Origin of the sequence: Vibrio pelagius (assembly GCF_024347575.1) — a bacterium.
Taxonomy (GTDB): Bacteria; Pseudomonadota; Gammaproteobacteria; order Enterobacterales; family Vibrionaceae; genus Vibrio; species Vibrio pelagius.
In genome coordinates, this window is record NZ_AP025503.1 from 2,847,290 (window position 1) to 2,871,598 (window position 24,309).

Annotated in this window: 35 protein-coding genes; 4 read left to right on the forward strand and 31 right to left on the reverse strand. The window is 45.9% G+C overall.

The window, feature by feature from the left end:
• Positions 1-17 precede the first annotated feature (17 nt).
• The 26 genes from rpsN to fkpA all read right to left on the reverse strand — a co-directional run bounded on the left by rpsN (position 18) and on the right by fkpA (position 15,619).
• Positions 18-323: a 30S ribosomal protein S14 gene (rpsN, locus tag vsple_RS12620; RefSeq protein ID WP_255229794.1), complete on the reverse strand. Its 306-nt coding sequence runs from the start codon at positions 321-323 to the stop codon at positions 18-20.
• Between the two features lie 17 nt (positions 324-340).
• Positions 341-880, reverse strand: coding sequence for a 50S ribosomal protein L5 (gene rplE / locus vsple_RS12625; RefSeq protein WP_032553329.1), 540 nt, complete (start codon positions 878-880; stop codon positions 341-343).
• A gap of 24 nt (positions 881-904) precedes the next feature.
• Entirely contained in the window at positions 905-1,222 is a 318-nt protein-coding gene (gene rplX, locus vsple_RS12630; protein ID WP_032553330.1) for a 50S ribosomal protein L24, read from the reverse strand.
• 11 nt (positions 1,223-1,233) lie between these two features.
• Positions 1,234-1,605, reverse strand: a complete 372-nt coding sequence (rplN, locus tag vsple_RS12635) for a 50S ribosomal protein L14 (RefSeq protein ID WP_004738793.1) — start codon at positions 1,603-1,605, stop codon at positions 1,234-1,236.
• Positions 1,606-1,767: 162 nt separating this feature from the next.
• Entirely contained in the window at positions 1,768-2,022 is a 255-nt protein-coding gene (gene rpsQ, locus vsple_RS12640; protein ID WP_032553331.1) for a 30S ribosomal protein S17, read from the reverse strand.
• Entirely contained in the window at positions 2,022-2,213 is a 192-nt protein-coding gene (gene rpmC / locus vsple_RS12645; protein WP_004736737.1) for a 50S ribosomal protein L29, read from the reverse strand. The genes rpsQ and rpmC overlap by 1 nt, the downstream gene beginning before the upstream one ends.
• Positions 2,213-2,623 carry a 50S ribosomal protein L16 gene (rplP, locus tag vsple_RS12650; RefSeq protein WP_004398466.1) on the reverse strand — a complete coding sequence of 137 codons (411 nt, stop codon included), beginning with the start codon at positions 2,621-2,623 and terminating at the stop codon, positions 2,213-2,215. Before rplP ends, rpmC begins: the two co-directional genes overlap by 1 nt.
• A gap of 11 nt (positions 2,624-2,634) precedes the next feature.
• Entirely contained in the window at positions 2,635-3,333 is a 699-nt protein-coding gene (gene rpsC / locus vsple_RS12655) for a 30S ribosomal protein S3 (protein WP_004738797.1), read from the reverse strand.
• Positions 3,334-3,351: 18 nt separating this feature from the next.
• On the reverse strand, positions 3,352-3,684 hold the full coding sequence (rplV, locus tag vsple_RS12660) for a 50S ribosomal protein L22 (protein WP_032553332.1): 333 nt from the start codon (positions 3,682-3,684) through the stop codon (positions 3,352-3,354).
• Between the two features lie 10 nt (positions 3,685-3,694).
• Positions 3,695-3,973, reverse strand: a complete 279-nt coding sequence (gene rpsS / locus vsple_RS12665; protein ID WP_004736729.1) for a 30S ribosomal protein S19 — start codon at positions 3,971-3,973, stop codon at positions 3,695-3,697.
• Positions 3,974-3,994: 21 nt separating this feature from the next.
• Complete coding sequence (gene rplB / locus vsple_RS12670; RefSeq protein ID WP_032553333.1) at positions 3,995-4,819, reverse strand: 50S ribosomal protein L2; 825 nt, start codon at positions 4,817-4,819, stop codon at positions 3,995-3,997.
• Between the two features lie 15 nt (positions 4,820-4,834).
• The gene (gene rplW, locus vsple_RS12675; protein WP_004736765.1) at positions 4,835-5,137 is read right to left on the reverse strand and encodes a 50S ribosomal protein L23; all 303 of its coding nucleotides are present in this window, start codon (positions 5,135-5,137) and stop codon (positions 4,835-4,837) included.
• Complete coding sequence (rplD, locus tag vsple_RS12680) at positions 5,134-5,736, reverse strand: 50S ribosomal protein L4 (RefSeq protein ID WP_032553334.1); 603 nt, start codon at positions 5,734-5,736, stop codon at positions 5,134-5,136. Before rplD ends, rplW begins: the two co-directional genes overlap by 4 nt.
• A gap of 16 nt (positions 5,737-5,752) precedes the next feature.
• Positions 5,753-6,382: a 50S ribosomal protein L3 gene (gene rplC, locus vsple_RS12685; protein ID WP_004738804.1), complete on the reverse strand. Its 630-nt coding sequence runs from the start codon at positions 6,380-6,382 to the stop codon at positions 5,753-5,755.
• A 14-nt stretch (positions 6,383-6,396) separates the two neighbouring features.
• Entirely contained in the window at positions 6,397-6,708 is a 312-nt protein-coding gene (gene rpsJ / locus vsple_RS12690; RefSeq protein WP_001181007.1) for a 30S ribosomal protein S10, read from the reverse strand.
• A gap of 422 nt (positions 6,709-7,130) precedes the next feature.
• A complete protein-coding gene (gene bfr, locus vsple_RS12695; protein ID WP_255229793.1) occupies positions 7,131-7,613 on the reverse strand; it encodes a bacterioferritin in 483 nt (160 codons plus the stop codon).
• Between the two features lie 80 nt (positions 7,614-7,693).
• Positions 7,694-7,882 (reverse strand): (2Fe-2S)-binding protein, encoded by a 189-nt coding sequence (locus vsple_RS12700; RefSeq protein WP_255229792.1) that lies wholly within the window; start codon positions 7,880-7,882, stop codon positions 7,694-7,696.
• A gap of 318 nt (positions 7,883-8,200) precedes the next feature.
• Positions 8,201-9,385 (reverse strand): elongation factor Tu, encoded by a 1,185-nt coding sequence (gene tuf, locus vsple_RS12705; protein WP_261882166.1) that lies wholly within the window; start codon positions 9,383-9,385, stop codon positions 8,201-8,203.
• A gap of 147 nt (positions 9,386-9,532) precedes the next feature.
• Positions 9,533-11,629, reverse strand: coding sequence for an elongation factor G (gene fusA / locus vsple_RS12710; protein WP_261882167.1), 2,097 nt, complete (start codon positions 11,627-11,629; stop codon positions 9,533-9,535).
• 151 nt (positions 11,630-11,780) lie between these two features.
• Positions 11,781-12,251: a 30S ribosomal protein S7 gene (gene rpsG / locus vsple_RS12715; RefSeq protein ID WP_004737195.1), complete on the reverse strand. Its 471-nt coding sequence runs from the start codon at positions 12,249-12,251 to the stop codon at positions 11,781-11,783.
• A gap of 97 nt (positions 12,252-12,348) precedes the next feature.
• Complete coding sequence (rpsL, locus tag vsple_RS12720) at positions 12,349-12,723, reverse strand: 30S ribosomal protein S12 (protein WP_004399892.1); 375 nt, start codon at positions 12,721-12,723, stop codon at positions 12,349-12,351.
• Between the two features lie 181 nt (positions 12,724-12,904).
• Positions 12,905-13,180, reverse strand: a complete 276-nt coding sequence (gene tusB / locus vsple_RS12725) for a sulfurtransferase complex subunit TusB (protein ID WP_261882168.1) — start codon at positions 13,178-13,180, stop codon at positions 12,905-12,907.
• A gap of 9 nt (positions 13,181-13,189) precedes the next feature.
• Positions 13,190-13,546, reverse strand: coding sequence for a sulfurtransferase complex subunit TusC (tusC, locus tag vsple_RS12730; RefSeq protein ID WP_255229785.1), 357 nt, complete (start codon positions 13,544-13,546; stop codon positions 13,190-13,192).
• Complete coding sequence (tusD, locus tag vsple_RS12735; RefSeq protein WP_261882169.1) at positions 13,543-13,941, reverse strand: sulfurtransferase complex subunit TusD; 399 nt, start codon at positions 13,939-13,941, stop codon at positions 13,543-13,545. Before tusD ends, tusC begins: the two co-directional genes overlap by 4 nt.
• Entirely contained in the window at positions 13,938-14,660 is a 723-nt protein-coding gene (locus vsple_RS12740) for a helix-turn-helix transcriptional regulator (protein WP_032550043.1), read from the reverse strand. The genes tusD and vsple_RS12740 overlap by 4 nt, the downstream gene beginning before the upstream one ends.
• Before the next feature lie 182 nt (positions 14,661-14,842).
• Positions 14,843-15,619 carry an FKBP-type peptidyl-prolyl cis-trans isomerase gene (gene fkpA, locus vsple_RS12745; RefSeq protein WP_255229783.1) on the reverse strand — a complete coding sequence of 259 codons (777 nt, stop codon included), beginning with the start codon at positions 15,617-15,619 and terminating at the stop codon, positions 14,843-14,845.
• A 131-nt stretch (positions 15,620-15,750) separates the two neighbouring features.
• On the opposite strand from fkpA, the gene vsple_RS12750 reads away from it, so the two are divergent.
• Both vsple_RS12750 and vsple_RS12755 read left to right on the forward strand, forming a co-directional pair.
• Positions 15,751-16,728 carry a WD40 repeat domain-containing protein gene (locus tag vsple_RS12750; protein WP_261882170.1) on the forward strand — a complete coding sequence of 326 codons (978 nt, stop codon included), beginning with the start codon at positions 15,751-15,753 and terminating at the stop codon, positions 16,726-16,728.
• A 5-nt stretch (positions 16,729-16,733) separates the two neighbouring features.
• Positions 16,734-16,961 (forward strand): SlyX family protein, encoded by a 228-nt coding sequence (locus tag vsple_RS12755; RefSeq protein ID WP_032550040.1) that lies wholly within the window; start codon positions 16,734-16,736, stop codon positions 16,959-16,961.
• 110 nt (positions 16,962-17,071) lie between these two features.
• On the opposite strand, the gene vsple_RS12760 is transcribed toward vsple_RS12755, so the two are convergent.
• From vsple_RS12760 to kefG, 5 genes are all read right to left on the reverse strand, one after another.
• Positions 17,072-18,037 carry an isoaspartyl peptidase/L-asparaginase family protein gene (locus tag vsple_RS12760; RefSeq protein WP_261882171.1) on the reverse strand — a complete coding sequence of 322 codons (966 nt, stop codon included), beginning with the start codon at positions 18,035-18,037 and terminating at the stop codon, positions 17,072-17,074.
• 229 nt (positions 18,038-18,266) lie between these two features.
• A complete protein-coding gene (slyD, locus tag vsple_RS12765) occupies positions 18,267-18,857 on the reverse strand; it encodes a peptidylprolyl isomerase (protein WP_255229780.1) in 591 nt (196 codons plus the stop codon).
• Positions 18,858-18,951: 94 nt separating this feature from the next.
• On the reverse strand, positions 18,952-19,152 hold the full coding sequence (locus vsple_RS12770) for a YheV family putative zinc ribbon protein (protein ID WP_255229779.1): 201 nt from the start codon (positions 19,150-19,152) through the stop codon (positions 18,952-18,954).
• A 71-nt stretch (positions 19,153-19,223) separates the two neighbouring features.
• Complete coding sequence (kefB, locus tag vsple_RS12775; protein ID WP_261882172.1) at positions 19,224-21,020, reverse strand: glutathione-regulated potassium-efflux system protein KefB; 1,797 nt, start codon at positions 21,018-21,020, stop codon at positions 19,224-19,226.
• A complete protein-coding gene (gene kefG / locus vsple_RS12780; RefSeq protein ID WP_261882173.1) occupies positions 21,020-21,607 on the reverse strand; it encodes a glutathione-regulated potassium-efflux system ancillary protein KefG in 588 nt (195 codons plus the stop codon). The genes kefB and kefG overlap by 1 nt, the downstream gene beginning before the upstream one ends.
• Before the next feature lie 170 nt (positions 21,608-21,777).
• On the opposite strand from kefG, the gene vsple_RS12785 reads away from it, so the two are divergent.
• Entirely contained in the window at positions 21,778-23,700 is a 1,923-nt protein-coding gene (locus tag vsple_RS12785) for an ABC transporter ATP-binding protein (protein WP_261882174.1), read from the forward strand.
• A complete protein-coding gene (locus tag vsple_RS12790) occupies positions 23,697-24,185 on the forward strand; it encodes a TIGR02444 family protein (protein ID WP_261882175.1) in 489 nt (162 codons plus the stop codon). The genes vsple_RS12785 and vsple_RS12790 overlap by 4 nt, the downstream gene beginning before the upstream one ends.
• The last annotated feature ends 124 nt before the right edge of the window (positions 24,186-24,309 follow it).

The following is a 24,309-nucleotide window of genomic DNA, read 5'->3' on the forward strand; positions in this document are numbered from 1 at the left end:
AAATGATTAAGTGGCAATTACCAGCTAGCCTTACGAAGTCCAGGAATCTCGCCTTTCATGCAAGCTTCACGAACTTTGATACGGCTTAGACCGAACTTACGTAGGTAACCGTGTGGACGACCAGTTTGGTTACAACGGTTGCGCTGACGTGATGCACTTGAATCACGTGGAAGAGCTTGCAGTTTAAGTACTGCGTTCCAACGATCTTCTTCAGATGCGTTTACATCGCTGATTAGAGCTTTTAGTGCTGCACGCTTTTCAGCGAATTTAGCAACTAGCTTCGCACGCTTAGCTTCACGTGCTTTCATTGATTGTTTAGCCATAACAGTAACCCTTCACCTTACTTACGGAATGGGAAGTTAAAGGCAGCCAGCAGAGCACGGCCTTCCGAATCAGTGCCAGCAGACGTCGTGATAGTAATATCAAGACCGCGTACACGATCGACTTTATCGTAGTCGATTTCCGGGAAGATGATTTGCTCGCGAACGCCCATGCTGTAGTTACCGCGACCGTCAAAAGACTTAGCGCTAACACCACGGAAATCACGTACACGTGGAAGAGCGATAGAGATAAGACGCTCTAGGAACTCCCACATACGTTCGCCACGTAAGGTTACTTTACAACCAATTGGGTAGCCTTCACGAATTTTGAAACCTGCAACAGATTTACGCGCTTTAGTGATAAGTGGCTTTTGACCAGAGATCGTTGCCATATCAGCTGCTGCGTTTTCTAGCAGTTTCTTATCGTTGATTGCTTCACCAACGCCCATGTTTAGGGTGATTTTCTCAATCCTAGGGACTTGCATGACGCTTGTGTAGCCGAACTCTTTGGTAAGCTCAGCGACTACAGACGACTTGTAGTAATCATGCAGTTTCGCCATAGTAGAACTCCAAATTACTTCTAATTAGTTAGAAACAGTTTCGCCGTTAGACTTAAAGAAACGAACTTTCTTACCATCTTCGATACGGAAACCGATGCGGTCTGCTTTACCAGTAGCCGCGTTAAAGATTGCAACGTTAGAAGCATCGATTGCTGCTTCTTGTTCAACGATGCCACCTTGCTGACCTAGAGCCGGTTGAGGCTTTTGGTGCTTCTTCACAAGGTTGATACCTTCAACGATAACTTTACCAGTTGTCAGAACCTTAGTTACTTTACCTTTCTTGCCTTTATCTTTACCAGCAAGAATGATTACTTCGTCATTACGACGGATTTTAGCTGCCATGTTGCCGCTCCTTACAGAACTTCAGGTGCTAGTGACACAATTTTCATGAATTTCGCGTTACGAAGTTCACGAGTCACAGGACCAAAGATACGTGTGCCGACTGGTTGCTCAGTAGTGTCGTTTAACAATACACAAGCATTACTGTCGAAGCGAATGACAGAACCGTCTGGGCGACGAACGCCTTTACGGGTGCGCACTACAACCGCCTTCAGAACATCACCTTTTTTTACTTTACCGCGAGGAATTGCTTCCTTAACTGTAACTTTGATGATGTCACCGATATGTGCATAACGACGGTGAGAGCCACCCAGAACCTTAATACACATTACCTTGCGCGCGCCAGAGTTATCTGCTGCGTCAAGTGTACTTTGCATCTGGATCATTGTTAGTGCTCCGCTAAATATTAAAACTAGACCCTCTCGGGTCGGGCTGCCTCTTTAAAAGGGACGCGAATTGTACCACCCTTTTTTAGAATTGGGTAGACAAAAAACAAGCGGCCCCAAAAAATATTTTGGAGCCGCTTATAAGTTATAGAATTACAAAGATTAAATCTTCGCTTTTTCTAGAACTTTAACCAATGTCCAAGACTTAGTCTTAGACAGTGGACGACACTCAGCGATTTCAACTTTGTCGCCTAGGCCACAAGTGTTGTCTTCATCGTGTGCGTGTACTTTAGTCGTGCGCTTAACGTATTTACCGTAAATTGGGTGTTTTACAGTACGTTCGATAGCAACAACGATAGACTTGTCCATCTTGTCACTAATTACACGACCTTGCTGGATGCGGTTAGTTTCGCTCATTATGCGCCTGCCTTTTCAGTCAAAACAGTTTTCACACGTGCGATATCACGGCGTACAGCTTTTAGAGTATGAGTTTGCTGAAGCTGACCAGTAGCAGCCTGCATGCGCAGGTTGAACTGTTCGCGTAGCAAATTCAATAGCTCAGCGTTAAGCTCTTCAACGTTCTTTTCGCGTAGATCTTGTGCTTTCATTACATCACCTGCTTAGTTACAAAAGTAGTTTTAACAGGCAGTTTACGTGCCGCTAGGCGGAACGCTTCACGTGCCAACTCTTCTGGTACGCCATTCATTTCGTACATAACCTTACCAGGTTGGATTTGTGCTACCCAGTACTCAACGTTACCTTTACCTTTACCTTGACGAACTTCAAGAGGTTTTTCAGTAATCGGTTTGTCTGGGAAGATACGAATCCAGATTTGACCTTGACGCTTAATGTGACGTGTCATAGCACGACGAGCCGCTTCGATTTGACGAGCAGTAATACGTCCGCGACCAACAGCTTTAAGACCGAATTCGCCGAAGCTTACTTCAGTACCTTTAGCTAGACCACGGTTACGACCAGTCTGAACCTTGCGGAACTTAGTACGTTTTGGTTGTAGCATCGTTCGACTCCTTACTTACGGCCTTTACGCTGCTTCTTAGGCTTATCGCCTTTAGGCTCTACTGCGTTAGCAGCTGGCATACCGCCTAGAATCTCACCTTTGAAGATCCAAACTTTAATGCCGATCACACCGTATTGAGTGTGAGCCGAAGAAGTTGCGTAATCAATGTCTGCACGTAGAGTGTGTAGAGGCACACGGCCTTCACGGTACCACTCAGAACGTGCGATTTCAGCGCCGCCTAGACGACCGCTTACTTCCACTTTGATACCTTTAGCGCCTAGACGCATTGCGTTTTGTACTGCGCGCTTCATAGCACGACGGAACATAACACGACGCTCTAGTTGAGACGCGATGCTATCAGCTACTAGCTGACCATCTAGCTCAGGCTTACGTACTTCAGCGATGTTAATCTGCGCTGGTACACCTGCGATTTTAGCTACAGCTGCGCGTAGCTTCTCAACGTCTTCACCTTTCTTACCGATAACAACGCCAGGACGAGCAGTGTGAATTGTCACACGGATGCTCTTAGCTGGACGCTCGATAACGATACGAGATAGTGATGCTTTTTGTAGTTCCTTAGTAAGGAACTGACGTACCTTGAAGTCGCCGTCTAGGTTGTCAGCGAAATCTTTGGTGTTAGCAAACCATGTAGCATTCCAAGGCTTAACGATGCCAAGACGAATACCATTAGGATGTACTTTCTGACCCATTGCTTACTCTCCTAGTCTCTAGCGATCTGCTACAACAACAGTGATGTGGCTTGAACGCTTCAAGATACGATCCGCACGGCCTTTAGCACGAGGCATAATACGCTTCATGATAGGGCCCTCATCTACGAAGATTTTAGCGACATTTAGATCGTCGATATCTGCACCTTCGTTATGCTCCGCGTTTGCGATAGCTGACTCTAGAACTTTCTTAACTAGAACAGCAGCTTTTTTGTTGCTGAAAGTTAGAATTTCTAGAGCTTGGTCTACCGACTTACCGCGAATTTGGTCTGCAACTAAGCGAGCTTTCTGTGGAGAAATACGAGCAAAGTTATGTTTAGCTAAAGCTTCCATCATCTACTCCTTACTTCTTCTTAGCTTTCTTATCTGCAGCGTGACCGCGATAAGTACGAGTTGGTGCAAATTCACCCAGTTTGTGACCGATCATTTCTTCGGTAACGAAAACTGGAACGTGCTGACGACCATTATGGACAGCGATGGTCAAACCAATCATTGTTGGGATGATCATTGAGCGACGGGACCAAGTCTTAATAGGCTTTTTGTCTCCGCTTTCCACCGCTTTCTCTACCTTCTTCAGCAAGTGTAGGTCAATAAAAGGACCTTTCTTGAGAGAACGTGGCATGGCGATTCCTCTTTATATAGATTACTTGTTACGACGACGTACGATGTACTTGTCAGTGCGCTTGTTCTTACGAGTCTTGAAGCCCTTAGTAGGAACGCCCCAAGGAGAAACTGGGTGACGACCACCAGATGTGCGGCCTTCACCACCACCGTGTGGGTGATCAACCGGGTTCATTACTACACCACGTACGGTTGGACGTACGCCGCGCCAGCGTGAAGCACCAGCTTTACCAAGTTCACGTAGCATATGCTCAGAGTTACCAACTTCACCGATCGTTGCACGACCTTCAGAAAGTACTTTGCGCATTTCACCAGAACGTAGACGGATAGTTACGTATGCACCGTCGCGAGCAACGATTTGAGCATAAGCACCAGCCGAACGAGCTAGTTGAGCACCTTTACCAGGCTTAAGTTCAACACAGTGTACAGTAGAACCTACTGGGATGTTGCGCATCGGCAGAGTGTTACCTGCTTTGATTGGCGCATCTACACCAGATTGGATCTGATCACCTGCGTTAACACCTTTTGGTGCAATGATGTAACGACGCTCACCGTCTGCGTACAGAACTAGAGCGATGTTAGCGCTACGGTTTGGATCGTATTCTAGACGCTCAACTTTCGCTGGGATACCGTCTTTAGTACGTTTGAAGTCAATTACACGGTAGTGGTGCTTGTGACCACCGCCGATGTGACGTACTGTGATACGACCGTTGTTGTTACGACCACCGTTCTTAGAGTTTTTCTCTAGAAGTGGTGCGTATGGCTTACCCTTGTGTAGGTCAGCGTTAACAACTTTAACGACGTGACGACGACCAGGGGAAGTCGGCTTACATTTAACAATAGCCATTTTTAACTACTCCTGTTATTCCGCGCCGCCAACGAAGTCAAGATCTTGACCTTCTTTCAAAGTAACGTAGGCTTTCTTAACGTCTGAACGACGGCCTTCACGCATACCTTGACGTTTGGTCTTACCCTTAAGAACAAGAGTATTTACAGACTTAACTTCAACTTCAAATAGCTTTTCTACAGCTGCTTTGATCTCTTTTTTAGTCGCATCTTTAGCTACTTTGAAAACGATAGTGTTCGCTTTCTCAGCTGCCATAGTTGCTTTTTCAGAGATGTGCGGAGCACGTAGAACTTTTAAGATACGCTCTTCAGTGATCATGCTAGCGACTCCTCAACTTGCTTAACTGCGTCAGCAGTCATTAGAACCTTGTCAAACGCAATTAGAGATACTGGGTCGATACCAGCAACGTCACGCGCGTCAACTTTGTAAAGGTTACGAGCAGCTAAGAATAGATTTTCATCTACTTCGCCAGTAACAATCAGAACGTCGCTTAGCTCAAGCTCTTTAAGCTTAGCTACAAGTTCTTTTGTTTTTGGTGCTTCTACTGAGAAGTTATCAACAACGATTAGACGTTCTTGACGAACAAGCTCAGAAAGAATGCTCTTCATAGCACCGCGGTACATTTTCTTGTTTACTTTTTGGCTGTGATCTTGAGGTTTCGCAGCAAAAGTAACACCACCTGTACGCCAGATTGGGCTACGAATTGTACCAGCACGTGCGCGGCCAGTACCTTTTTGACGCCATGGCTTAGCGCCACCGCCAGATACTTCAGAACGAGTCTTTTGAGCACGAGTACCTTGACGAGCACCTGCTGCGTATGCAACAACTACTTGGTGTACAAGAGCTTCGTTGAAGTCACGTCCGAAAGTAGTCTCGGAAACAGTTAGTGCATCAGCACCTTTAACCATCAATTCCATTACTTACTCCTAGACGTTATGCTTTAACAGCAGGTTTTACGATCACGTTGCCGCCTGTTGAGCCTGGTACTGCACCTTTAATAAGAAGCAGATTGCGCTCAGCGTCAACACGTACGATCTCTAGGTTTTGAGTCGTTACACGCTCAGCACCCATGTGACCTGCCATTTTCTTGCCTTTAAACACGCGACCTGGAGTTTGACATTGGCCAATTGAACCCGGTGCACGGTGAGACAAAGAGTTACCGTGAGTCATATCTTGAGTAGAGAAGTTCCAACGCTTAACTGCGCCTTGGAAGCCTTTACCTTTAGATGTACCAGTAACGTCTACTTTTTTAATTTCGTTGAAAAGTTCTACGTTTAGCTCAGCGCCAACTTCAAACTCTTCGCCGTTTTCTAAACGGAATTCCCAAAGACCGCGGCCTGCTTCAACACCCGCTTTCGCGAAGTGACCAGCTTCAGGCTTAGTTACACGGTTAGCTTTCTTAGCACCAGTAGTTACTTGGATTGCTGCGTAGCCGTCGTTCTCTAGAGTTTTAACTTGAGAAATACGGTTCGCTTCAACCTCAACAACAGTTACTGGGATAGAAACGCCTTCTTCAGTAAATACGCGGGTCATACCCACTTTACGTCCGACTAGACCAATCATTATTCTTATCTCCCTTAACCTAGGCTGATTTGAACATCAACGCCAGCAGCAAGATCAAGACGCATTAGAGCATCAACAGTTTTATCTGTTGGCTCAACGATGTCGATCAAACGCTTGTGAGTACGGATTTCGTACTGGTCACGTGCATCTTTGTTGACGTGTGGAGAGATAAGAACAGTGAAACGCTCTTTACGAGTAGGTAGTGGGATAGGACCACGAACCTGTGCGCCAGTACGTTTTGCTGTTTCAACGATTTCCGCAGTAGAAGCGTCGATTAGCTTGTAATCGAAAGCTTTTAGGCGGATACGAATACGTTGGTTCTGCATGAGACAGAGCTCCAATTATTAAAAATTACACAAACAATATCGCCACTCAAACTCGAAAAGACGAGAGAATGCCGATTGATTTATGTGAAACCGTAGTATCCAAAATCAGGACACATTGTCAGTTAACTTTTGAAGTAAGATAAACTCACTATTTTTATTAACCGCGAACATAAGCTGAGTATACATTACTAGGCAAAGCCTACTCCTCAGTGCTCATTGGTTCACAACCAGCTTAAGCCAGTGCGGTGCATTATACAGATCACACTTTAACTTGCAAGCTGTGTTTGAAAAATAATCGCAGAATCTATTGAGAGGGGTGATTGGAGGATTTCTAGTCCTTGGTAGTGCCCTACCGCCTGAAAAAGAAATGCAAGGTAGCCACTAGGATGCGTCTGAGCAGCTACCCTTGTTATCGATATTTTTTAGCCTTCGTCTTCATCGACATATTGTGCTTGAAGGTAATTTTGGATTCCTGTCATTTTGATAAGGCCGAGTTGAGTTTCTAACCAATCGACATGCTCTTCTTCATCTTCCAATATCTCGAGAAACAGATCCCGTGATACATAATCATGGATATCTTCCGCATAAGCGATGGCATTTTTCAGATCGGGAATTGCCTCCATCTCCAACGCAAGATCGCACTCTAGCATCTCTTGTGTATCTTCCCCTATTTTGAGTTTGCCTAGATCTTGCAGATTGGGTAGCCCTTCAAGAAATAAGATCCGTTCTATCAGGTGGTCGGCATGTTTCATCTCATCGATAGATTCATGGTACTCCTTATCAGCCAAATGCTTTAGACCCCAGTCCTTATACATTCGCGCATGAAGGAAATATTGATTAATGGCAACCAACTCGTTACCAAGGATTTTATTGAGATGTTGAATTATGATTGGATCGCCTTTCATGAGCACACTCTCCTCTTCGGTTCATTTAACTGTAGAACCAAATCGAGAAGTGTCAAAAAGCTTGGTTGAGTTTTAAGTAACTAACCAACTTGCTTAAACAGTGTAGCGGCGCTTTCGTTGATGATTTCTTTTGCTGAACGTACACACTTTCCGCATTGACTGCCGAGTGCCGTACATTTCTTAATTCCTTTTATATCGGTAATGCCCTCTTCGACAACGAGTTTTCGGATTTTTTTATCCGATACCCCATGGCATAAACAGACGTACATATTCAAACCTAAACTTATAACTTGAGATTAAATATAAAGAGGAATCATTCTTATTACCAGTCTTATCTTTTACTACTGTTAGACCGTTTTGTTATAGAAAAATCGTGCTTTTCATAGGTGGGAACACTTAGCGAAACAGCGTTGAGACTACACTGTGCTAAGTAATTGTATTACTGGATATTAGAGGTATACGTTAAGTGCGCATTTCAAAGTTTTCTTATAACCACTCGTATTTTACTGAAAATAAAAAAGGGAAGCCGAAGCCTCCCTTTTTATGATGCGCCTCTTCTAATGAAGAGAGAGCAAAATCATTCGTTATTAAGCGAAGATTTTAGCTACAACACCAGCACCTACAGTACGGCCACCTTCACGGATAGCGAAACGTAGGCCTTCGTCCATTGCGATTGGAGCGATTAGCTCAACAGTCATTTGAACGTTGTCACCTGGCATTACCATTTCTACGCCTTCTGGTAGAGTGATGTCGCCTGTTACGTCAGTTGTACGGAAGTAGAACTGTGGACGGTAACCTTTGAAGAAAGGTGTGTGACGGCCGCCTTCGTCTTTAGAAAGTACGTATACTTCAGACTCGAACTTAGTGTGTGGGTTGATAGTGCCTTTAGCTGCTAGTACTTGACCACGTTCAACTTCGTCACGCTTAGTACCACGTAGAAGTGCACCAACGTTCTCACCTGCACGACCTTCGTCAAGAAGCTTACGGAACATCTCAACACCAGTACAAGTAGTCATTGTTGTTTCTTTGATACCAACGATTTCTACTTCGTCACCTACACGTAGGATACCACGCTCGATACGACCAGTTACAACAGTACCACGACCTTGGATCGAGAATACGTCTTCGATTGGTAGTAGGAACGGTTGGTCTACTGCACGCTCTGGCTCTGGGATGTAAGAATCTAGAGCTTCTGCTAGCTCAACGATCTTGTCTTCCCATTGCTTCTCGCCGTTTAGTGCGCCAAGAGCTGAACCTTGGATTACTGGTAGGTCATCACCTGGGAATTCGTACTCAGAAAGAAGTTCACGAACTTCCATTTCTACTAGTTCTAGTAGCTCTTCGTCATCTACCATGTCACATTTGTTCATGAATACGATGATGTAAGGGATACCAACTTGACGACCAAGTAGGATGTGCTCACGAGTTTGAGGCATTGGGCCGTCAGTCGCAGCAACAACTAGGATACCGCCGTCCATTTGTGCAGCACCAGTGATCATGTTTTTAACATAATCCGCGTGTCCTGGACAGTCTACGTGTGCGTAGTGACGTGTTGGAGTGTCGTACTCAACGTGAGAAGTTGCGATTGTGATACCGCGCTCACGCTCTTCTGGAGCGTTATCGATAGATGCGAAGTCTTTCGCTTCACCACCGTACACTTTTGCAAGTGTAGTACAGATAGCAGCAGTTAGAGTTGTTTTACCGTGGTCAACGTGGCCGATAGTACCAACGTTTACGTGCGGTTTCGTACGTTCAAATTTTTCTTTAGACACGATCGTGTTCCTTCCTAGTTATGATTCGCCACGACCATTATTGGTCGAGACGCGCCAGAAATTGCTATTTTATGCGCCAACTCTCGTTAGCGCAATATTTGGACGCATTAGATCTTTCAAAAAATGAAAAAAATGCGTCCCTTTTGTTTAACCACGCTCTGCAATGATTGCTTTTGCAACATTGTTTGGCACTTCAGCGTACTCACTAAACTCCATAGAGTAAGAAGCACGACCTTGTGTCGCAGAACGTAAATCAGTTGAGTAACCGAACATGACAGACAACGGAACTTGTGCACGAATTATCTTCAGGCCAGCTGTACCCTCGTCCATACCTTCGATGATGCCGCGACGACGGTTAATATCGCCAACAACGTCACCCATCCAGTCTTCTGGAGTAGTTACTTCAACTTTCATCATAGGCTCAAGCAAAACTGGTTGCGCTTCAAGTGCACCCGTTCTGAAAGCCATAGAGGCAGCGATTGTAAACGCCATCTCACTTGAATCTGTTTCATGGTAAGAACCATCGTATAGTGTAGCTTTGATATCCAAAACAGGATAGCCAGCAAGCACACCATTGTTCATCTGCTCTTCAACGCCTTTAGCAACTGAAGCGATAAACTCTTTAGGCACTGTACCATCGGCAATTTCATCCACGAAGACAAAGCCTTCGCCAACTTCTGATGGTTCAAGTTTCAGCCATACGTGACCGTACTGACCTTTACCACCGTGTTCACGGATAAATTTACCTTCCGCTTTCGCTGTACCACGAATTGTTTCACGGTAAGCCACTTGCGGGTTACCAACGTTGCAGTTCACGCTAAATTCGCGCTTCATACGATCAACGATGATATCTAAGTGTAGTTCACCCATACCAGAAATCAGTGTCTGGCCTGTTTCGTCGTCCATATCAACGCGGAACGATGGGTCTTCTGCTGCTAGTTTAGCTAGAGCGATCGTCATTTTATCTTGATCAGCTTGTGAGCTTGGCTCTACAACGATCTGGATAACTGGGTCTGGGAACTCCATGCGCTCAAGAATAATCTTATGGTTCTGGTCACACAGGGTTTCACCCGTCGTCACTTCTTTTAGGCCGATGATCGCTGCGATGTCACCAGCTCGAACTTCTTTTACTTCTTCACGCTTGTTTGAGTGCATTTGTACAATGCGCCCTAGGCGTTCACGTTGTTTCTTCACTGAGTTGTAAGCCGTTTTACCGCTTTCAACTACACCCGAATAAACACGAATGAAAGTCAAAGTGCCAACGAATGGGTCGCTTGCGATCTTGAAGGCAAGTGCAGAGAACGGTTCGTTATCATCTGCGTGGCGCTCTACTTCGTTCTCGTCTTCATCGATACCTTTGATTGCCGGTACATCGACTGGAGAAGGAAGGAAATCAACCACAGCATCAAGAACAGCTTGTACACCTTTGTTTTTGAATGCACTACCACAAGTTGCTAGTACGATTTCATTGTTAAGGGTACGAGTACGAAGACCTTGTTTGATCTCTTCTTCTGATAGCTCACCTTCTTCAAGGTATTTGTCCATCAGTTCTTCAGAGGCTTCAGCCGCAGCTTCAATAAGTTCTGTACGGTACTCTTCAGCCATTTCTTGCATGTCTGCAGGAATGTCTTCGTATGTGAACGTCATGCCTTGGTCAGCTTCGTTCCAGTTGATTGCCTTCATCTTGATAAGATCGACAACGCCTTGGAAGTTCTCTTCAGCACCAATGTTCAATTGAATTGGAACAGGTGTCGCGCCTAGGCGATCCTTGATCTGTTCAATGACACGCAGGAAGTCTGCGCCTGTACGGTCCATTTTGTTAACGAAAACCATACGTGGAACTTGGTACTTGTCAGCTTGACGCCATACTGTCTCTGATTGAGGTTCAACACCAGATGAACCACAGAACACAACAACTGCACCATCAAGTACACGTAGAGAACGTTCTACTTCAATCGTGAAGTCAACGTGTCCAGGGGTGTCGATGATGTTGATACGGTGATCTGGGAATTGAGCTTCCATACCACGCCAAAACGTAGTAGTTGCTGCTGAAGTGATTGTGATACCACGTTCTTGCTCTTGCTCCATCCAGTCCATGGTTGCTGCACCATCGTGAACTTCGCCGATTTTATGGGAAAGACCGGTATAGAACAGAATACGTTCACTTGTGGTTGTTTTACCTGCATCTACGTGAGCAACAATACCGATATTGCGGTAGCGCTCAATAGGAGTTTTACGAGCCACGGTTGAATCCTCTTTACTTAGAGACTTAGGGACTATTGCTATGCCCAAATGAGTTACTAAAAAAGCATCCCTCTAGAAATAGCAATAGTTCCTAGCATACGCATAGGAACTAAAGAAGTGCTGCAAGGAACCTTGCAGCACTGAAAAGGTATTACCAACGGTAATGTGCGAACGCTTTGTTTGCGTCAGCCATGCGGTGAACGTCTTCACGTTTCTTAACCGCAGTACCTTTGTTCTCAGACGCGTCTAGCATTTCAGCTGCTAGGCGTTGAGCCATAGATTTTTCACCACGCTTACGCGCAGCTTCAACTACCCAACGCATAGCAAGTGCGTTACGGCGAACCGGACGAACTTCTACAGGTACTTGGTAAGTTGAACCACCTACACGGCGAGATTTAACCTCTACCGCTGGGCGAACATTTTCAAGAGCTTCTTCAAATACAGCTAAGTGATCTTTACCAGATTTCTCAGCCATTGCATCTAGTGCAGTGTAAACGATTTTTTCTGCAGTAGATTTCTTACCGTCAACCATAAGGATGTTAACGAATTTTGCCAGCAGTTCAGATTTGAACTTTGGATCTGGAAGGATCTTACGCTGACCGATGACGCGACGACGTGGCATGGATTTTCTCCGTTGTCTTCTTCAGGTTATCCAAAACTTTTCAGTTTCTTCAAAAATTAAAATTAATTTAGTGTTTGGCCTTACTTAACGGATACCATTAAGATTTTGGACGCTTAACACCGTACTTAGAACGACCTTGCTTACGGTCGTTAACGCCAGCACAGTCTAGTGCGCCGCGAACTGTGTGGTAACGAACACCCGGAAGGTCTTTTACACGACCGCCACGGATTAGAACAACACTGTGCTCTTGAAGGTTGTGACCTTCACCGCCGATGTACGAAGTTACTTCGAAACCGTTAGTTAGACGTACACGACATACTTTACGTAGTGCCGAGTTAGGTTTTTTAGGTGTAGTAGTGTAAACACGAGTACATACACCACGTTTTTGTGGACACGCTTCTAGTGCAGGCACGTTGCTTTTAACAACTTGCTTTGCACGAGGCTTACGTACCAACTGGTTAATAGTTGCCATTAACTAGCTCCTGAAATTTACTTGAAAGTAAGCTTTGTGAAAAATCTATCCCTAACTACACATGGCAATTAGGGACGCAAAATTCTATTCAGCAGTGGGATGTGTGTCAAGAAATATACAGATCTTTTTTAGCCATCTAGAGCTAAGGATGCTCTATTTGGTCAATGAAAGCGGTAAAGACTTACCAAGTGATAGATTGTTGGTGCTGTTCGGTGAGCGCAACGAAGCCCGAGTAATCCACTTTTGTTAGTGATTTCGACACCAGATTTTGCAAACCACGGCTGTTAAGATCGGGCTCGAGCACAGACATATCTTCGATATCCATTAACGTCTGCGTAAGCTCGTGGCTTGGCAATACTGCGTAAACCGCATCTTCCATTAACAGTAGGTGTTCACCCGGTTGGCGATAGGCGAGCGCGAGCTTGAGCTTTTCGATCGTCTTAATGATGTGCAGCATATTAAACCTTTAAAATGTGAGTATCTGGTCGCATTGGGCAAATTGCTGCGCCATAGCGCTTGGTGCCAGTGTTTGTGTATCGATAACGAGTTGCTCACTCGATAACCCAAAGCGCTGTAAGCTCTGTTCACACACGTAAACCTGCTCTATATCGTAGAGCTCCATCAACTTAAACGCCGCAATGTAATCGCGAGACAAAGACTCACCTGGCTGCTGTTGTTCAAGCAGTTGTGTGACGCCATTACCGACGAAGAACACCGAAATTTCTTCGGTATAAGCGGATGCCGCCAGCAGTGCGTCAAGGCCTTCTCTGCCCGATGCTGTGCTATGAGGAAAGCTGTTAAATACGTACCCTAACTTCTTCAAAACTGTACTACCCTATCTTGAGTCAACATCGCCTCTGCAAGACTGCCTAGCCCCGCTTGCTCAAAACCCTCTGCCAAATTGTGATTTTCAAGCTGATGTTGATTCGCTTCGTCTTGACTGACCACGCCTCGACGCAGCGCTGCTGCTACGCAAGTTTCTAGGCGAACTTCATGTTGTGATGCCAGTTTTTGCCATGCTCCAACAAGATCGAATTCATCATTCGCTGGTACAGTTAACGCTGAGCCATTGCTCACCCCATCTTGATAAAAGAAGACACTCTTTAGTTGGTGCCCTCTCTCTAGCAAAGCAAGCGCAAACTGGTAGGCATTTTTTGCAGATTGGGAGCCGTAGATTGGCCCATTAACTAACAAGGTATACGTTAGGCTTGAACTCAACTCTCATCATCCTCTGTTTTGCGCTGACGGATATACAGGTAAACCGTATGTTTGGAGATGTTTAGGCGCTCGGCAACGCGGTTAATCGCATCTTTAATATCAAAGATGCCTTTGTCGTAAAGCTCCATCACGATCTGACGGTTCTTAGTGTTGTTCGATACCGACTTGTCTGCATTGATCTCTTCGATTGTGCGCTCTACGGTTTGGTCTACCAGCTCTTCAACATCACTCGCGAAGTTCACTGAAGACGCCGCTTCATCTGCATCTTGCGTTGGCATGAAAGATTGCAGTACTTGTGAGAACGGAGCATCAAGATTGACGTTGATACAAAGCAGGCCGATAACTCGGTCGTCGCCATTACGGATAGCTACCGTAATCGACTTCATTAACACGCCACCCTTTGCGCGCGTAAAGTATGAACGCGAGAAGTTACGCTTGGAGCCTTCAATATCTTTGAGCATCTTCAACGCTAAATCGGTGATTGGAGAACCAACCTGACGCCCGGTATTCTCACCGTTGGCAATTTTTATCGCAGAAGTATTGAGATCTTCTAGCGAGTGCAAAACGATTTCACAAAACGGACCAATAAGACTTGCGATGCCATCCACAACGGCTTCATAAGATCTTAGAATGATTTTATCGTGTTCACTGAATGGCATGACATTGACTGATTCCATTTCAAGTAACACATCCGCATTGACTGTTTCTGTAGTAGTCACTTAATTCCTTACCTTCGTGTGAAAAATCAACAAATTTATGTAAGTTTATCAGAAATTTTTAATTGCACACCTAGCTAACATTACAACTAGTGATTTAGAACAAGTTAAAAAACAAATTACTCAAAATGACAGCATAAAAAAAGGCCTAACTGAGTTAGGCCTTAGAACGCTTTGTGAAACGATTATTGTGCAGCTGTTTCTTCTGCGTTATCAATCTTCAGTAGCTCAACTTCAAATACCAGCGTTGAGTTCGCAGGGATTGTTGGTGTGTCTTGCTCACCGTACGCTAGCTCTGGCGGAATAACGAATTTGTACTTAGAACCCACTTGCATTAGCTGTACGCCTTCAGTCCAGCCTGGGATTACGCGGTTTAGCGGGAATGTTGCTGGTTCGCCACGATCGTACGAACTATCAAACTGAGTACCGTCGGTTAGCGTGCCTTTGTAGTGGACTTGTACCGTGTCAGTATCTTTCGGAGACTCACCTTCCGCCGGTGTCATGACTTGGTATAGTAGACCAGAGTCAGTTTTTTGAACGCCTTCTGTTTTCTCAAACTCAGCACGGAAGTCATCACCGGCTTTCTTAGTTGCTGCTGATTTCTCTGCTGCTTGAGCTTGCATTGTTTCTGCGACGCGTTGATCAAGCGCTTCTAGTGCCGAGCGAGTCTCGTCTTCGTTTAGTGCAGTGTTGCCAGCAAATACATCTTCGATACCTTTCAGTACCATCTCTTTGTCTAGGTTGATGCCTAGTTCGCTTGGCTTATCAATGCTTGTGCTTAGGTAGTTTGCAAATGAAACACCGATCGCGTAAGCCGCTTTGTCGTCTTCTGTTTTAAAGTTTACTGCTTCAACTTTCACTTCTTCGACTTGAGGAGCTTCTGCCTTTGGTTCTTCTTTCTGACAACCAACTGCTAGCATAACCGTCGCGGCAAGCAGTGATACTTTTAAAACTGATTTCATTGAATACTCCAATTAATGGCCAAGCCATTGGTTATTGTGCACAAATCTAATGATTAGATTGGTGTGAATACGTTAGTTATAACAATATACTAGTTCTATGTCTTCTGACACAAACCGGATTATTGGACGTGATGCGAATATTTTTTCACTCGTTACTATATGCAATTGTCATCACTCTGTTAAATGGGTGTTTTTTCTTCCAACAGAATGATCAACGTTGGGATATTGAACCCAATGGTGCCACCAGCTTTGCGTTAAGTAGAGACGGTCGCTTTGCTCTGCTCTATTCTCAGAAGAAACACTTGCTACTGTGGGATCTCGCAGAGAATCAAGAACTCGCCCAACTTGGAGAACAAGACCAAGAGAGCTCGCCCGTTACACGCATCAAAATCTCGGACAATGGTCGCTATGCGGTGACAGCCAGTCAGATGAACTTTGCCGTTTGGGACCTAACTTGGACGCAAGCCGAAGGGCTTTGGTCTATCTCTGACGGATTGATCCGCGATGTCGACATCTCCAGTAACGGCGAGAAGGTCCTACTCGGATTATCAAACGGTAAAGCCATCTACGTGGACTTAGTCACTGGTCGCCGCTTAGAGTTCCTTGCCCATCGAGAAAAAGTCAATTCCGTCTCGCTCTCGTCCAATGGCCGCTATGCGCTCTCAGGTGGTAACGACTACAAAGCCTACCTTTGGGATACAGAAACAGGGCTGGTTTTACGTACCTTCGAGCACGAGCAGCGCGTGGTGCGAGTCGTACTCCAGCGGGATGGTGAACTGGCTTTTACCTCCGATGGTGGAAACCAGGCCATAGTGTGGGATCTTGAAACAGGTAAACCACAAGCGGAGCTACAAAGCTGGTCACGGCAACTGATCTTCTCAACCGCTCGCTTCTCTGATGATGGTCTGCAACTTGTCACGGGTACACCATCAAGCCAAGTCAGTATTTGGGATACGCAGACCGGCAAGCGTATCGCTCGCTACGAAGCGGAGCCGTTAAAAGATGCTCGCCCTCCTCGTGCGGTAGTGTATGATGCAGCCTTTGATAATCAGAGCCGTGTAATATCGGGAACATCAGCGGGCATCGCCCAAGCTTGGAACGTGGATTAAGAACGATGACAGAAAAGCTAGTTGAACAACTAGAGAGCCGAGTGAATGACCTTGAGTGTCAGCTGGCTTTCCAAGAACAGACCATTGAAGAACTCAATGAAGCACTGAGCCAACAACAATTGCTGATCACTAAGATGCAAGACCAAATGAAATATGTTGTCGGTAAGGTTAAGAATATCGACGGCTCAAATCTGGCTGACGCATCAGAAGAGACGCCACCGCCACACTACTGATATTCAGATATCGGCAGTGAGAGTTTCTGTGAATGCAAAAAGGGTGACTCATGGTCACCCTTTTTGTTTTATATAAATCAGTTAATGCTCAACCCTGCCGATAAGTCCGTTTAATCATCGGCGTAGATTTTCACTTCTACGGTACCATCTACATCAACACTCGCACGATACATACCTGAGCTGTTCATGCCGAAGTGAATCTCACCTTGGCTATCAATGGCGATTAAGCCACCTTCTCCGCCCATCTCTTTCAATTCACCCTGAATGATATGTTCACAAGCCGTATGTACATCTTCTTTCAAGTAACGCATACGCGCCGCCACATCACTGGCAACCATCTTACGCAGAAATAACTCACCCATTCCTGTGGTTGAAACGGCAACATTGCCATTCTCAGCAATGGTTCCTGCACCTATAATTGGTGAGTCGCCGACACGACCGTACTTCTTGTTCGTTACGCCACCGGTACTGGTCGCTGCAGCGAGGTTACCCGCTTGGTCTAATGCCACAGCACCTACCGTGCCGTACTTTTTATCGTCTGGATATTTGCCGTCTTGCTGTTCATCGTATTTCGCCTCAGACAACGCGAAGATACCTTTCTCTTTCATCGACTGCAGCTGGTCGTAGCGGCGCTCGGTGAAGAAGTAATCTTGCTCAGTAAAGGTATAGTCATGTTCAAAGGCAAACTTCTCTGCCCCTTCACCAATCAGTAATACGTGATCGCTTTTAAGCATCACATCGCGAGCCAGTTCGATCGGGTTTTTAATATGGCGCACGCCAGCAATGGCACCCGCATTCATCTCTTTACCATGCATAACGGACGCATCCATCTCAACAAACTCATCATGCGTAAGCACGGAGCCTTTACCCGCATTGAAGTGTGGACTGTCTTCCATCACTTTAACCGCAGCCACTACCGCACCTAGTGCATCACCACCCGACTGTAGAATTTGATGGCCTGCCAATACGGACTTTTCTAACGCTTCGACAATGCCAGCTTTTAGCTCATCACTCATCTGCTCTCGTAAAATCGTCCCCGCACCACCATGTATCGCGATAGAAAAAGGGTGTGACATAGATGCTCTCCATTTATCAGTCTGGGTATTTTGCTTACCAATACCATATTCACCCAGCTGTGTCTGGTAAAGGCGAATAATTTAGGCCAACCAAGCCCGAAGTGTCTGACCCAACAGTCACTACGTAAGACTGCTTCAACAAAGTAAGTCCGTATCGAAAACGCCCATACAGTCGATACGAAAAAGCCTCCACGAGGGAGGCTTTCTATATTCAGCTTGGGTTCACTGATTAGTGAGAACCGCAGCTACCGCCACCGCAGCAGCCTTCTTTTTTCTCTTCACCATGGTCGTGACCTTCGCCACCACAGCAACCGCCTTCGTGATCATGGTCGTGGCCGTGACCGCCACAGCCGCCTTCTTGGTGAACGTGACCGTGTTGAACCTCTTCTTCAGTCGCTTCACGAACCGCTACCACCTCAACATCGAACGTCAGAGTTTGGCCAGCTAGCATGTGGTTGCCGTCTACAACAACTTCGTCGCCGTCAACTTCAGTCACTTCTACTGGGATTGGACCTTGGTCTGTGTCAGCTAGGAAACGCATACCCACTTCGATCTGCTCAACACCTTGGAATACGTCTGCTGGTACACGTTGAACAAGTGCATCGTTATGTTCGCCGTAAGCTTCTTCTGGTGCAACTGTCGCAGAGAACTTGTCGCCTGCAACTTTACCTTCAAGCTCTTTTTCAAGACCTGTGATTAGGTTGTTATGACCGTGAAGGTAATCTAGTGGAGCTTCTGCAGTTGATTGGTCAACTACTACGCCATCTTCAAGTTTCACTTGATATGCAACACTAACTACTACGTTCTTTTCAATTTTCATGAGAGCTCCAAGGAGGTTTGGACTAAGCTCCAACAATTGAGCTTAGGAAAAATTCTGTACCGGGACATTATGGGGATCAATTAACGAAACACAATCATTCCGGCTTAAAAATACCGATCATTTCTTGATTCGCGTGTTCAGATTTCTCTACAGTTTTCGGTTTACGTTGCTCTGTAAAGTCGCAATCAACACACTCCACCAGCTCAATATTGTTCTCTACCCACCAGCGTAGGGTATCTTGAGCGTTACAGCTTGGGCAGCTAGCGCCAGCAATAAAGCGTTTTTTCTGTTTCACGTTATCTATCCTTTACAACTTGGATGCGTGCCATTTCATTATGGCTGTTATCTTATAATTTTGTCGGCAGCTTACTGCCAGTAATTTCGAGATTGGTGATCATTTTCCATTTCATGCCCAAAAATCTCTTCTAACTCTTTGCGAGCCTCTTTAGCCCTTTGTGCTAATTCAGCATCTTCACTGTGCTGAGGAAGCAGCTCTTTTAACATAGCGTTGTCGAGCTTGCGGAAATGCGCCTCAGCACGTTTCGCTTTATACGGATGCATCCCCAGCTCAGTCAGAGCTTGTCTACCTAAGTCTAACGCCCCTAAGAAGGTTTCACGAGAGTAGTTCGTCACACCGTGGTTCAATAGTTGGTACGCTTCGACACGACTTCGAGCACGTGCCAAGATTTTTAAGCGAGGAAAATGCTGACGACATAAATCGACGGTTTTCATGATTTCGTCTGGAGAGTCGGTACACAAGATAATGGCTTCAGCTCTGTCAGCACCCGCTGCACGTAAGAGTTCTAAATGCGTTGAGTCACCATAAAAGACTTTATAACCGAACTTACGCAAGATATGGATTTGGCTCGCATCGCTCTCAAGAATAGTCACACGAATCTTGTTGGCATACATCAAGCGACCAATGATCTGACCAAAACGACCAAAACCCGCGATGATCACGCGAGGGCTGCGATCCACCACGTCAGAAGAGATCGCATTCTCACTGATTTGATTCAATTGACGCGCAAAAAACTTATCTTGCAGCTTGAGCATCAGTGGCGTGGTAACCATCGATAGACTCACAACGACCAGCAGGAATGAGACCTGTTCTAGACTCAAGATGCCTTGAGCGCTCGCTGCCGTAAAAATAACAAAAGCAAACTCACCACCTTGACTCAAGATCATCGCCATACGGCTACGTGCCTTCGCTTGTGTGCCAAAAATACGGGCAAGTACATAAAGCACAAGGCCTTTCATCACAACCAGCGCAGATACCGCTATCAAAATTGCAAACGGACTTTCAGCAAGCAGGCCTAGATTTACTGCCATGCCCACAGAGATAAAGAACAGACCGAGAAGCAGTCCTTTAAACGGCTCAATTGCGATCTCCAACTCGTGTCGGTATTCACTCTCAGCCAGTAACACACCCGCTAAGAAGGTGCCAAGTGCCATCGACAATCCAATCTGCTGCATCATAACCGCAATACCAATCACCAGCAGCAGTGCTGCAACGGTAAACAGTTCACGTACACCACTCAAGACTACATAACGAAACAGAGGGCGCAGTAGGAAGTGACCACCGATCAACAACCCCACCACTCCAGCAAGCATCCACAACATATCGCCCCAACTACCACCGGTATTGCCCGCAAGCAATGGCAGCAGCGCCAACATTGGTATTACCGCAATATCTTGAAACAGCAATACAGCAAAACCCGATTGCCCCGCCTCTTTGCCGCTCAATTCACGCTCTTCAATAACGCGTAGCGCAATGGCGGTAGACGAGAGTGCTAGACCCATACCGATAACCAAGCTGGTTTGCCAGTTCAGACCAAAGAGACACGCTACCGCTGTGATAAGTAATGTTGTTATGACAACTTGGGCGCCACCTAGCCCTAATATTGGCCCCCGCATAGTCCAAAGTTTTTTGGGATTGAGTTCGAGGCCAATGAGAAACAGCAGCAGCACCACACCCAACTCGGAGAAATGAAGAATCGATTCAACGTCACTAATAAGTCCAAGCCCCCAAGGACCAATCGCCACACCCGCCAAAAGATAACCTAAAACCGAGCCTAAACCAGCACGCTGAGCAATCGGCACCGCGACGACAGCAGCCGACAAGAAGATCACGCTGCTTTGGAGGAATTCATTGGTTAATGCCATTACTGAGCCTCCTCTTGGTTCTCTTCAAGAAGTTGCAACGGGTCCCTTAACCAATTGCGGTATGACTCGGCATGTTGGTAACGCGTCAGGTCTGATACGTTTCGCGCCCAATGCAAAACCAGAGGCTCTAGCCAGTGCATTTGACATAGGGCCGCCGTTAGCTCAAAAGGTTGCAAGATCTCTTGTAGTGGATATCTATTATAGCCCGAAGCACCAAATGCCTCCTCTTTACCACCTGTCGTGATCACACTGCGCCAGTACTTGCCTTTCAATGCACTATGCTCACCAAACGCAAAACCTTTACTCAGTACGCGATCAAACCACTCTTTAAGTAAAGCAGGACAAGAGTACATAAACAGAGGGTGTTGGAAGACGATGATGTCATGTTCAAGAAGCAATTCATGTTCCGATGGAACATCAATAAAGAAGTCCGGATAGGCCGCATAGAGATCATGAATTTTAACATGACCGAGCGACTCAATTTTTTTCAACATGACTTGGTTAGCGATAGAGGTTTGAGGCTCTGGGTGCGCAAAAATCACCAAGACCTTGGGTACTGTGTTATTTGTAGATAACAAATCACTCATTCCTTTGAAACATTCCTTACAGGGCAAACGGTGGCAATGCCAAGAAAATTCTAACAAAAGTTATTAATATGTTATTGGCATCATAACCCAATTTGCATTGTGATCGACTTTTATCTGGTTTCCGCCTACTATGCAGGCGTCTGTTCACCTCTTAATTCATTGCGATTTCTATGATTACTTTCTCGGATATTCAACTACTGCGCGGCGGTAAACCTCTGCTTGACCAAGCATCTGCAACTCTACACCCTGGCGACAAGGTGGGTTTAGTCGGTAAAAACGGTTGTGGTAAGTCCACACTGTTCGCTCTCATTAAAGATGAGCTATCGATTGATGCCGGATCTTTCAGCAAACCCGCACACTGGGAACTGGCATGGGTTGCGCAAGAGACACCAGCACTCGAGAGAACCGCAATTGAGTATGTGATTGATGGTGATCGTGAGTATCGCGGTTTAGAAGAGCAACTGCTTAAAGCAGAGCAAGCCGATAACGGTACATTGGTGGCCGAGATTCACGGCAAGATAGAAACCATTGGTGGTTACAGCATCAAAGCAAGAGCGGCAGAACTACTGGACGGTTTAGGCTTCAGCCAAGACCAAATGAGTTGGAACCTAACTCAGTTTTCTGGTGGTTGGCGTATGCGCTTGAACTTAGCGCAGGCTCTATTGTGTCGCAGTGACCTACTGCTACTCGATGAACCGACCAACCACTTGGATTTAGATGCGGTGATGTGGCTAGAACGCTGGCTGCAAACCTACCCTGGCACACTTATCCTGATCTCGCACGATAGGGACTTCCTAGATCCAATCGTCAACCGAATCGTTCACGTTGAGAACCAGAAACTCAATGAGTACACAGGTAACTACTCCTCTTTCGAGAACCAACGTGCTCAGAAATTAGTCCTGCAACAAGCGATGTATCAGAAGCAACAGAAGCAGATGGCGCACATGCAGAGCTACATCGACCGCTTCCGCTACAAAGCATCGAAAGCACGCCAAGCACAGAGCCGTATCAAGGCACTCGAAAAGATGGAACAAGTACTGCCAGCTCAATTTGATAACCCATTCAGTTTCGAATTTAGAGAGCCTGACGCCCTGCCAAATCCTATTTTGATGATGGATGAAGTGTCCGCAGGCTACGGCGATAATCTGATCCTCGAGAAGATCCGCTTAAACCTTGTTCCTGGTAGCCGCATTGGTCTACTCGGTCGCAACGGTGCGGGTAAATCGACCTTGATCAAGCTACTTTCTGGTGAGCTGAAACAACAAGCCGGCGAGCTTAGCTACTCGCAAGGGGTCAAAATTGGTTACTTTGCACAGCATCAACTAGAAACCCTGCATCCAGAAGAGACGCCACTGCAACATATGATGCAGATTGCCCCAAAGCATACTGAGCAACAACTGCGTGATTACTTAGGCAGCTTTGGTTTCCAAGGAGATAAAGCGCTGGATAAGGTCGCACCTTTCTCTGGTGGAGAAAAAGCGCGCTTGGTGCTGGCTCTGCTGGTTTGGCAAAAACCGAATCTACTATTACTCGATGAACCAACCAACCACCTAGACTTAGACATGCGCCAAGCACTCACCATGGCATTGCAAACCTTCGAGGGTGCAATGGTGATTGTATCGCACGATAGATACCTGCTGCGTGCGACAACCGATGATTTATACCTAGTGCATGAACGTCAGGTCGCGCCTTTCGACGGTGATCTAAACGACTATTACAAATGGCTCACTGATCAGCAAAAAATCGAGCGTAAAGAGGCACAGGCGCAAGCACCAGTCAAAGATAGCACCAACAGTGCTGCCGCCAAAAAAGAGCAAAAACGCCGTGAGGCAGAATTCAGAAAACTGACCGCCCCGCTGCGCAAAAAACTGACTCAGTTCGAGAAGCAAATGGATAAGTTCACTGCGGATCTAGAGGAAGCTGAACAGCAATTGTCTGACACTTCTCTGTATGAAGCCGAAAATAAAGCTAAACTTAATCAAGTACTCGCACTACAAGCCACCAGTAAATCTCAACTGGAAGAGGTTGAAATGGAGTGGATGTCTGTTCAAGAAGAGCTTGAGCAGATGGAACAAGATATGGAAAACTTATGAGTTCAGAGCATGCACCGACAACGCTGACGCTAGAGAGACTGTGGCAATTTAGTCTCAGTTATTACAGTGCTCGCGGCGTTAAAGATGCATGTCTGACCCTACAAAACCAATATCATGGTAACGTCAATCTACTGCTGCTCCTTAAATGGTTAGACGAGCAGCAATTGACCTTCAAAGATACTGAGTGGCACAACATTCAACAGTGTTTAAGCCGCTCAGAATCCCTGCTACTCAGTTATCGAGAGCTACGTAAACACCTCAAACCTCACGTGGTCGACTCACTGTATCGAGAAGCACTGCAGTTCGAACTTCAACTCGAAAAACAACAACAATCGGATCTGGTCGACTGTATCAATCGCCTTCCTCTGACATTAAACCCAGATAGACCACTAGTGCTGCAGTACTGTCGCTTGCTTTCTGCCGAGTCTCTATATGAGTTCTTTTCAGAACCACTGTCACCCGAAACGCATAGCGTAAATAATTAGATACTTATTTTTCAATACATTAGCTGCGTCAATTCTTGGTCAACACTCATCACTCACCACTTGCACACCGAGTCAAGATAGACCAAGCTCAAAGAGAAACACGAGTGATATCTCACCCCCAGAG

What these genes read in the sequence shown, in the direction of transcription:
- rpsJ (WP_001181007.1), bottom strand. Translation starts at nt 6,708, where the DNA reads ATGCAGAACCAACGTATTCGTATCCGCCTAAAAGCTTTCGATTACAAG.
- rplX (WP_032553330.1), bottom strand. Translation starts at nt 1,222, where the DNA reads ATGGCAGCTAAAATCCGTCGTAATGACGAAGTAATCATTCTTGCTGGT.
- vsple_RS12755 (WP_032550040.1), top strand. Translation starts at nt 16,734, where the DNA reads ATGACAGAAAAGCTAGTTGAACAACTAGAGAGCCGAGTGAATGACCTT.
- tusB (WP_261882168.1), bottom strand. Translation starts at nt 13,180, where the DNA reads ATGCTGCACATCATTAAGACGATCGAAAAGCTCAAGCTCGCGCTCGCC.
- vsple_RS12790 (WP_261882175.1), top strand. Translation starts at nt 23,697, where the DNA reads ATGAGTTCAGAGCATGCACCGACAACGCTGACGCTAGAGAGACTGTGG.
- rpsL (WP_004399892.1), bottom strand. Translation starts at nt 12,723, where the DNA reads ATGGCAACTATTAACCAGTTGGTACGTAAGCCTCGTGCAAAGCAAGTT.
- rpsC (WP_004738797.1), bottom strand. Translation starts at nt 3,333, where the DNA reads ATGGGTCAGAAAGTACATCCTAATGGTATTCGTCTTGGCATCGTTAAG.
- rplB (WP_032553333.1), bottom strand. Translation starts at nt 4,819, where the DNA reads ATGGCTATTGTTAAATGTAAGCCGACTTCCCCTGGTCGTCGTCACGTC.
- rplV (WP_032553332.1), bottom strand. Translation starts at nt 3,684, where the DNA reads ATGGAAGCTTTAGCTAAACATAACTTTGCTCGTATTTCTCCACAGAAA.
- vsple_RS12760 (WP_261882171.1), bottom strand. Translation starts at nt 18,037, where the DNA reads ATGTCACACCCTTTTTCTATCGCGATACATGGTGGTGCGGGGACGATT.
- vsple_RS12700 (WP_255229792.1), bottom strand. Translation starts at nt 7,882, where the DNA reads ATGTACGTCTGTTTATGCCATGGGGTATCGGATAAAAAAATCCGAAAA.
- fkpA (WP_255229783.1), bottom strand. Translation starts at nt 15,619, where the DNA reads ATGAAATCAGTTTTAAAAGTATCACTGCTTGCCGCGACGGTTATGCTA.
- rplW (WP_004736765.1), bottom strand. Translation starts at nt 5,137, where the DNA reads ATGATCACTGAAGAGCGTATCTTAAAAGTTCTACGTGCTCCGCACATC.
- kefB (WP_261882172.1), bottom strand. Translation starts at nt 21,020, where the DNA reads ATGGCATTAACCAATGAATTCCTCCAAAGCAGCGTGATCTTCTTGTCG.
- rpmC (WP_004736737.1), bottom strand. Translation starts at nt 2,213, where the DNA reads ATGAAAGCACAAGATCTACGCGAAAAGAACGTTGAAGAGCTTAACGCT.
- bfr (WP_255229793.1), bottom strand. Translation starts at nt 7,613, where the DNA reads ATGAAAGGCGATCCAATCATAATTCAACATCTCAATAAAATCCTTGGT.
- rpsG (WP_004737195.1), bottom strand. Translation starts at nt 12,251, where the DNA reads ATGCCACGTCGTCGCGTCATCGGTCAGCGTAAGATCCTTCCAGATCCA.
- rpsS (WP_004736729.1), bottom strand. Translation starts at nt 3,973, where the DNA reads ATGCCACGTTCTCTCAAGAAAGGTCCTTTTATTGACCTACACTTGCTG.
- rplD (WP_032553334.1), bottom strand. Translation starts at nt 5,736, where the DNA reads ATGGAATTGATGGTTAAAGGTGCTGATGCACTAACTGTTTCCGAGACT.
- kefG (WP_261882173.1), bottom strand. Translation starts at nt 21,607, where the DNA reads ATGAGTGATTTGTTATCTACAAATAACACAGTACCCAAGGTCTTGGTG.
- slyD (WP_255229780.1), bottom strand. Translation starts at nt 18,857, where the DNA reads ATGAAAATTGAAAAGAACGTAGTAGTTAGTGTTGCATATCAAGTGAAA.
- rplE (WP_032553329.1), bottom strand. Translation starts at nt 880, where the DNA reads ATGGCGAAACTGCATGATTACTACAAGTCGTCTGTAGTCGCTGAGCTT.
- rpsN (WP_255229794.1), bottom strand. Translation starts at nt 323, where the DNA reads ATGGCTAAACAATCAATGAAAGCACGTGAAGCTAAGCGTGCGAAGCTA.
- rpsQ (WP_032553331.1), bottom strand. Translation starts at nt 2,022, where the DNA reads ATGAGCGAAACTAACCGCATCCAGCAAGGTCGTGTAATTAGTGACAAG.
- rplN (WP_004738793.1), bottom strand. Translation starts at nt 1,605, where the DNA reads ATGATCCAGATGCAAAGTACACTTGACGCAGCAGATAACTCTGGCGCG.
- vsple_RS12750 (WP_261882170.1), top strand. Translation starts at nt 15,751, where the DNA reads ATGCGAATATTTTTTCACTCGTTACTATATGCAATTGTCATCACTCTG.
- rplC (WP_004738804.1), bottom strand. Translation starts at nt 6,382, where the DNA reads ATGATTGGTCTAGTCGGACGTAAAGTGGGTATGACCCGCGTATTTACT.
- vsple_RS12785 (WP_261882174.1), top strand. Translation starts at nt 21,778, where the DNA reads ATGATTACTTTCTCGGATATTCAACTACTGCGCGGCGGTAAACCTCTG.
- rplP (WP_004398466.1), bottom strand. Translation starts at nt 2,623, where the DNA reads ATGCTACAACCAAAACGTACTAAGTTCCGCAAGGTTCAGACTGGTCGT.